Consider the following 8,012-nt stretch of genomic DNA (forward strand, 5'->3'; position numbering starts at 1 on the left):
CAGCCGCGGCCTGGTCGGCCGCAGCCTGCTCAGCCGCAGCCTGGTCGGCAGCAGTCTCGTCCGCGGCGGACTGGCGCTGCACGGTGGCGGTGCGCTCCACGGCGACCGGGGCGGCGTCCACGTCGCCGGCGTCCGCGTCAGCCTGGGTCAGGCCCAGCTTCTGCGAGCACAGCGGCCAGGCGCCCCAGCCCTGCAGGTCCTGGAGGATCTCGGCGCGCTTGATCTGCTCGGCCTTCGAGGCCTGGTGCGGGTAGCCCTCGCCGCCGACGGCCTGCCAGGAGGACAGGGTGAACTGCACGCCGCCGTAGAAGCCGTTGCCGGTGTTGATGTCCCAGGTGCCGCTGGACTCGCACTCGGCGAGGCGGTCCCAGGTGTCCACGGTGGCGGCCTGGGCCGGGGCGGAGAAGCCCACGGCGGCGGCGCCGGCGAGGGTCATGCCCGCGACGATCGAGGCGGTGGCACGGCGGGAGCGGGTGGCGGAAGTGGTGAAGAGAGTCATGGTGTCCATGGCGAGTCCTCGCTGATCGGCGGCCGAGGCGCACCGGGGTCGTCCTTCTCCTTGGTCGGGTCATGCCCTCCGTCGGTTCGAGACGACCCAGCAGCGGGCGACCGTCGGAGGGGGTTCGATGTCGTGGCCTCCCCGTCCCCGACCTCTCGGTCAGATCACGGTTCGATCACGAATCGGCTACGGAAGAGTCAACGACGGGAGCCCCCCTCGCGTCAAATCATGGGTCGACGGATTCTTGCCCGTCTGTCTGAAATTTGAGAACGGGTGACGAATCGATCCCTAGAGTCGTGGGCGCGTGGATGAAATGCACGCTACTGGTCGGATTTGCTGTCATGGTGTCTGATCCGCCGGTGTGGACAACCTCCGTCACAGGGGCATGGGCGAAGGTCACGATCGACGGCCGAGGCCGTGACCTGAGTCGCGTTCGACCCGGGATTCGAGGGCGGAGCGATGGTCGCCCGTGGCCGTCGCTGTCGGCGCAGAGGGGCTGCACAGGGGCCATCGGGAGCTGATATTCCGTCAGTTGCATATTTATTCAAGATCCGGGTAGGATCGCCACCGAGCACGCCTCCGACGGCCACGTGCCGCGCTGGGAGACCCCCCCTATATAAAGAGGAGAAAACGTGAAGGAACGCATCATCCTTGCCTACTCGGGCGGCCTGGACACCTCGGTGGCCATCGGCTGGATCGCCGAGGCCACGGGCGCCGAGGTCGTCGCCGTCGCGGTCGACGTGGGCCAGGGGGGCGAGTCCCTCGAGACGATCCGCCAGCGCGCCCTGGACTGCGGCGCCGTCGAGGCCTACGTCGCCGACGCGCGTGACGAGTTCGCCGAGCAGTACTGCATGCCCACGCTCAAGGCCAACGCCCTCTACATGGACGCCTACCCGCTGGTCTCCGCGATCTCGCGCCCGGTGATCTCCCGCCACCTGGTCGCGGCGGCCCGCCAGTTCGGCGCCTCGACGGTGGCGCACGGCTGCACCGGCAAGGGCAACGACCAGGTCCGCTTCGAGGTCTCCATTCAGACCCTCGGGCCCGACCTGAAGTGCATCGCCCCGGTGCGCGACCTCGCCCTGACCCGTGAGAAGGCCATCGAGTACGCCGAGCGCAACGACCTGCCGATCGTCACCACCAAGAAGAACCCGTTCTCGATCGACCAGAACGTGTGGGGCCGCGCCGTCGAGACCGGCTTCCTCGAGGACATCTGGAACGGCCCCACGAAGGACGTCTACGACTACACGGACGACCCCGCCTTCCCGCCGGCGCCGGACGTGGTCACGATCGCCTTCGAGCGCGGCGTCCCCACGGCCCTCGACGGCCGCGCGCTGAGCCCGCTGGAGATCATCGAGGAGCTCAACCGCCGGGCCGGTGCCCAGGGCGTGGGCCGGATCGACATCGTCGAGGACCGCCTCGTGGGCATCAAGTCCCGCGAGATCTACGAGGCACCGGGGGCCATGGCGCTGATCGCGGCCCACCGTGAGCTCGAGAACGTCACCCTGGAGCGTGAACAGGCGCGCTTCAAGAAGCATGTGGACCAGCGGTGGACCGAGCTGGTCTACGACGGCCAGTGGTACTCCCCGCTGAAGCGGAACCTGGACACGTTCATCGACGCGACCCAGGAGCACGTCAACGGTGAGATCCGCCTGGAGCTCCACGGTGGCCGCGCCACGGTGCAGGGTCGCCGGTCCGAGACCGGCCTGTACGACTTCAACCTCGCCACGTACGACGAGGGCGACTCGTTCGACCAGTCCTCGGCCCGCGGGTTCATCGACATCTTCGGCCTGTCCGCGAAGACGGCCTCCGAGCGCGAGCAGCGCCTGCGCGGCGGCGCCGACCTCCAGGACGTCGCCCGCCTGTCCAACGACTGACCCCGCACGCCCCGTGCACGACGGCGGCCCGCCCGCGACCGGGCCGGCCGCCGTCGGCCTGTCACCGACCTCGAGGAGACCTTCGATGACCGAGAACACCGATGCCCGCCACGGGACCAACGAGGGCGCCCTGTGGGGCGGCCGCTTCGCCGGCGGCCCTTCCGAGGCGCTCGCCGCGCTCAGCAAGTCCACGCACTTCGACTGGCGCCTGGCGCCCTATGACATCGCGGGTTCCCGTGCCCACGCCCGGGTGCTGCACACCGCCGGTCTGCTCAGTGCGGACGACCTGGACGGAATGATCGCGGCCCTCGACCGTCTCGAGGCGGACGTGCGTTCCGGTGCCTACACCCCGACGGCGTCCGATGAGGACGTGCACGGCTCGCTCGAGCGCGGCCTCATCGAGCGGGCCGGTCCCGAGCTCGGCGGCCGCCTGCGGGCCGGCCGATCCCGCAACGACCAGGTCGCCACCCTCGGCCGGATGTTCCTGCGCGACCACGCCCGCATCATCGCGCGGGGCGTGATCGCCACGGTGGACGCGCTGCTCGATCAGGCGCGGGCGCACCCGCACGCGCCGATGCCGGGCCGCACCCACCTGCAGCACGCGCAGCCCGTCCTGCTCTCGCACCACATGCTCGCGCACGCCTGGGCGTTCGCGCGGGACCTGCAGCGGCTCGTGGACTGGGACGCGCGCGCGGCCGTCTCGCCGTACGGCTCCGGGGCCCTGGCAGGCTCCTCCCTGGGTCTGGACCCGAACGCCGTGGCCACCGAGCTCGGCTTCGAGTCGGCCGTGTGGAACTCGATCGACGGCACCGCCGCCCGCGACGTGTACGCGGAGTTCGCGTGGGTCGCCGCGATGGTCGGCGTCGACCTGTCCCGCATCTCGGAGGAGGTCATCTTCTGGGCCACCAAGGAGGCGGGCTTCGTGAAGCTGCACGACGCGTACTCCACAGGGTCCTCGATCATGCCGCAGAAGAAGAACCCGGACGTCGCCGAGCTGGCCCGCGGCAAGTCCGGCCGCCTCATCGGCGACCTCACGGGGCTGCTGGCCACGCTCAAGGGCATGCCGCTGGCCTACAACCGCGACCTGCAGGAGGACAAGGAGCCCGTCTTCGACGCCGCGGACACCCTCGAGCTGCTGCTGCCCGCCGTCTCCGGGATGATCGCCACCCTCGAGTTCCAGACGGAGCGCATGGCGGAGCTGGCCCCGCAGGGCTTCGCGCTGGCCACCGACGTCGCCGAGTGGCTCGTCCGCCAGGGGGTCCCGTTCCGCGAGGCCCACGAGCTGTCCGGCGAGGCCGTGAAGGCGGCCGAGGCCCGGGGCGTGGAGCTGTGGGACCTCACGGACGAGGAGTACGCGGCCATCTCGCCGGCGCTGACCCCGCAGGTCCGCGAGGTGCTCAGCACGGAGGGCTCGCTCGCCTCTCGCGACGCCCAGGGCGGGACCGCGCCGACGGCCGTCGCGGCGCAGATCGGGGCGCTCGAGGACGCCCTGGAACCGCTGCGCCGCTGGGCCGACACGCCGGGCTCCGTCGTCGACGCCCGCTGACGCGGTCGCCCGGTCGAGTCGGCGTCGGCCGGGCCGGACGCGGCGGTGCCCGGCAGGGCACCGCCGCGTCACCCGCCGTTCACCGCGGTCGGCGTAGCATGGGTGGTCACTTTTCCGCCGGGCGGGCCGCAGCGTGGTCCGCCTCTCACCGCACCGCGAGGGCCCCCGATGACCGATACCGTGTCCGTCCGCCAGTCCGAGCTCGACCTCGAGCGGGGTCGGGTCGCCGAGCGGTACGCCCGCCTCGACGCCCTGCGTGAGGAGAAGGAGCGCCAGCTCGCGGCCGTGCGCCGGACCGGCCCGCAGGGGTCGCTGCAGAACCACTCCGAGCGCGACGCCTTCGCCAGCCTCTACGAGGACCGACTCGCCCAGCTCTACGCCGTGGACGACCGCCTCGTCTTCGGCCGGCTCGACCTCGACGCCGAGCGGGAGGGTGGGGCCGACGAGCAGCGGTACATCGGGCGCATCGGCCTCACCACCGAGGACCACGAGCGCCTCCTCGTCGACTGGCGCGCGGCCGAGGCCGGCGCCTTCTACCAGGCGACGGCGGCCCACCGGGGCCGCGTGCGCCGTCGTCGTCACCTGATGCTGCGGGGGCGCGAGGTGCGCGACCTCGAGGACGACATCCTGGACCCGACGCTGCTGGGCGAGGACGGCGTGCGCGCCGATGCCCAGGGTGCGCTGCTGGCCGCCGTCACCGCCCGACGCACGGGACGGATGGGGGACATCGTCGCCACGATCCAGGCGGAGCAGGACGAGGTGATCCGCGCGCCCCTGCCCGGGGCGGTCGTGGTGCAGGGCGGGCCCGGCACGGGGAAGACCGCCGTCGCCCTGCACCGCGCCGCCTACCTGCTGTACACCCACCGGGAGCGCCTCGCCCGCTCGGGCGTGCTGATCGTCGGCCCCTCGACCGCGTTCATGCGGTACATCGAGCGGGTGCTGCCCTCGCTGGGCGAGACGGGTGTCGTGATGTCCTCGCTGGGGACGCTGATGCCGGGCGTGCGGGCCGTCCCGGAGCGGGACCTCGACGCGGCGGCGGTGAAGGGCCGGCTGGACATGGTGGACGCCGTCGCCCACGCGGTCGCGCAGCGCCAGCGCCTGCTCGTCGAGCCGCGGCGCCTGATGATCGACGGCACGGCCGTCAAGCTCAAGCCGGCCATGGTCCGGCGCGCCCGGGACAAGGCACGGGCCACCCGCAAGCCCCACAACGAGGCCCGGGTGACGTTCGTGAAGATCCTCGTCCGCGAGCTCGCGGAGAAGCTGCGCAAGAAGCTGGAGAAGTCCTCGGGCGCCCCGGTGCAGCGTGACCTCCTGTTGGAGGACGTGCGCACCTCGCGCGACGTGCGCATCGCGCTCAACCTCTGCTGGATGCCGCTGACGCCGGAGAAGCTCATCGGCGACCTCCTCACCCGGGAGGACCTGCTCCGGGCGGCGGCCCCGTGGCTCTCCGACGCCGAGGTCGGCACGCTCCTGCGGCCGGCCGACGCCCCCTGGACCGAGGCCGACGTGCCCCTGCTGGACGAGGCGGCCGAGCTGCTCGGACGCCTCGAGACCCCGGGCCGGGGCGGTGAGTTCGCGGCCCAGCACGAGCGCAACCTCGAGAACGCCAGGGCGTCCCTGGAGAACATGCACCAGACGCTCGCGGACCTGGGCGTCGACGGCGTCGTGGACGCCGAGCAGCTGGCCGCGGCCAATGAGGCACGCGGGGTGCGACGGACCACCGCTGAGACCGCGGCCCACGACCGCACCTGGACGTACGGGCACGTGGTGGTGGACGAGGCTCAGGAGCTCTCTCCGATGCAGTGGCGCCTGCTGGCGCGCCGCTGCCCGATGAAGTCGTTCACCATCGTGGGGGACATCGCGCAGTCCTCCCGTCGTGACGCGGCCGGCTCGTGGGCGTCCGTCCTCGCCCCGGAGTTCGGGGACCGCTGGCGCCTGGAAGAGCTGACCGTGAACTACCGCTCGCCCGCGCGCGTGATGCGCTGGGCCGCGCAGGTCGCACGGGCGGCCGGGCTCGAGGTCTCCCATCCGCGCGCCGTGCGCGAGGGCGACCACCGCCCGCGCCTGGTGACGGAGCCGGGCGGGGACGTCGCGGCCCTGGCCCTCGACGCGGTCGAGGTCGAGCGGGACCGCGTGCCCGAGGCCCTGACCGCCGTGATCGCCCCCGCCGAGCGGACGGGGGAGCTGCTCACGGCCCTCCGGGAGCGGTGGGGGGAGGCGGCCGTGGACACCGCGCCGCTGCCCGGCGTCGAGATCGTCGTCGCCACCCCGTGGGAGACCAAGGGACTGGAGTTCGACACCGTCGTCCTCGTCTCGCCCGAGCGGATCGTGGCCGACGCGCGCGGGGTGGTGGGCGATCTGTACGTGGCGATGACCCGCGCCACCCAGTCGCTGTCCGTCGTCGCCGGGACGGACGCGGCCGCGCTGCCGGCCGGGCTGGCGGACGTCCCAGAGTGAGCCCCGCGGGCGACGTCGCACGTGCGCGGCGTCGCGGAGGCGCGCGGGCGCGTCGCTAGGCTGGGGGCCATGGCACCCCAGAACGAGGAGCGCGCGGCCCGACTGCGCGCACAGGCGAACGACCCGAGCTTCGAGAACGTCTGGCAGGAGCTGCGCTGGCGCGGGCTCGTGCACGTCTCGACGGACGAGGCCGCGCTGGAGCAGGCGCTGGCCGGGGAGCCCGTCTCGTATTACTGCGGCTTCGACCCGACCGCTCCGTCCCTCCACCTGGGACACCTGGTCCAGCTGCTCACCCTGCGCCGCCTGCAGCTCGCCGGCCACCGCCCGTACGCCCTCGTGGGCGGCGCCACCGGGCTCATCGGCGACCCGCGGCAGACCTCGGAGCGCGTCCTGAACTCGCAGGAGACCGTGGCGGCGTGGGTGGAGTCGCTGCGCGCGCAGATCGAGCCGTACCTCTCCTTCGAGGGGGAGAACGCGGCGACCATGGTCAACAACCTGGACTGGACCGCGGGCATGAGCGCGCTGGACTTCCTGCGGGACGTCGGCAAGAACTTCCGCGTCGGCACGATGGTGAAGAAGGAGATCGTGGCCAAGCGCCTGAACTCTGACGAGGGCATCTCCTACACGGAGTTCTCCTACCAGGTGCTGCAGGGCAACGACTTCCTCGAGCTGCACCGCCGGCACGGCGTGACCCTCCAGACCGGCGGCTCCGATCAGTGGGGCAACCTCACCGCCGGCACCGAGCTGATCCGCAAGGTGGAGGGGACCCACGCCCATGCGCTGGGCACGCCGCTGATCACGAACGCGGACGGCACCAAGTTCGGCAAGTCCGAGGGCAACGCCGTCTGGCTCGACGCGGAGATGTGCTCCCCGTACGCCTTCTACCAGTTCTGGCTCAACACGGCGGACGCGGACGTCGTCGACCGGCTCAAGGTCTTCACGTTCCTGACCCGCGCGGAGATCGAGGAGTACGCGCAGAAGGTGGCCGACGAGCCGTTCCGCCGGGAGGCCCAGAAGCGCCTGGCGTGGGAGGTCACCGCGCTGGCCCATGGAGAGGAGACGACGACGAAGGTCATCGAGGCCTCCCAGGCCGTGTTCGGAGGCGGCGACCTCACCACCGTGGATCCGGACACGCTGACCGCCGTGCTGGCCGAGCTGCCGCAGGCCGACCGGACCCAGTGGGAGGGGGAGCCGGGCACCGTGACCGCGGTCGAGCTGCTGGTCTCCACCGGGCTGGTCGCCTCGCGCTCAGAGGCGCGTCGGACGGTGCGCGACGGCGGCGCGTCGGTGAACAACGTGCGGGTGACGGATGCCGACCAGGTGTTCACCCGAGACGACGCCCTCGCCGGCCGACACCTGCTGGTGCGCCGGGGCAAGAAGAGCATGGCGGGTGCGGACCTGGGGGAGGGCTGACCGCGGCTGCAGACCACCGGTGTCCACCGTGAGTCGCGAAAAGTGACCGAGGACACGACGGGCGGCGACGGCGAAGCAACCGCCCACGGGAGGAGCACAGGGCCCCGTTCCACGCAGGATTCTGCGGAGAACGGGGCCCTCCTTCGTGCCCGGACGCCGGGTGTCACCCCTGATTTTGTGTTCGGTGGGATTCGTGTGTAGAGTTCCATCTCGTGCTCAAGAT

5 protein-coding genes are annotated in these 8,012 nt (G+C 72.0%); 4 read left to right on the plus strand and 1 reads right to left on the minus strand.

Annotated elements, in window-relative coordinates; genetic code table 11:
* Positions 1-508, minus strand: a 508-nt coding sequence (gene rpf / locus ACUJ8O_RS11130; RefSeq protein WP_445373381.1) for a resuscitation-promoting factor Rpf, incomplete at its 3' end; no start/stop codon positions are given.
* Between the two features lie 623 nt (positions 509-1,131).
* On the opposite strand from rpf, the gene ACUJ8O_RS11135 reads away from it, so the two are divergent.
* The 4 genes from ACUJ8O_RS11135 (at position 1,132) to tyrS (ending at position 7,789) form a co-directional block, all read left to right on the plus strand.
* The gene (locus ACUJ8O_RS11135) at positions 1,132-2,373 is read left to right on the plus strand and encodes an argininosuccinate synthase (protein ID WP_095694719.1); all 1,242 of its coding nucleotides are present in this window, start codon (positions 1,132-1,134) and stop codon (positions 2,371-2,373) included.
* Positions 2,374-2,458: 85 nt separating this feature from the next.
* Positions 2,459-3,919, plus strand: a complete 1,461-nt coding sequence (argH, locus tag ACUJ8O_RS11140; RefSeq protein ID WP_158184396.1) for an argininosuccinate lyase — start codon at positions 2,459-2,461, stop codon at positions 3,917-3,919.
* 168 nt (positions 3,920-4,087) lie between these two features.
* Positions 4,088-6,376, plus strand: coding sequence for a HelD family protein (locus tag ACUJ8O_RS11145; RefSeq protein ID WP_063190211.1), 2,289 nt, complete (start codon positions 4,088-4,090; stop codon positions 6,374-6,376).
* Positions 6,377-6,445: 69 nt separating this feature from the next.
* The gene (gene tyrS, locus ACUJ8O_RS11150) at positions 6,446-7,789 is read left to right on the plus strand and encodes a tyrosine--tRNA ligase (RefSeq protein WP_148408409.1); all 1,344 of its coding nucleotides are present in this window, start codon (positions 6,446-6,448) and stop codon (positions 7,787-7,789) included.
* Positions 7,790-8,012 lie beyond the last annotated feature (223 nt).

The organism is Micrococcus sp. EWR3.9.1, from assembly GCF_052615555.1.

What these genes read in the sequence shown, in the direction of transcription:
- ACUJ8O_RS11145 (WP_063190211.1), top strand. Translation starts at nt 4,088, where the DNA reads ATGACCGATACCGTGTCCGTCCGCCAGTCCGAGCTCGACCTCGAGCGG.
- argH (WP_158184396.1), top strand. Translation starts at nt 2,459, where the DNA reads ATGACCGAGAACACCGATGCCCGCCACGGGACCAACGAGGGCGCCCTG.
- tyrS (WP_148408409.1), top strand. Translation starts at nt 6,446, where the DNA reads ATGGCACCCCAGAACGAGGAGCGCGCGGCCCGACTGCGCGCACAGGCG.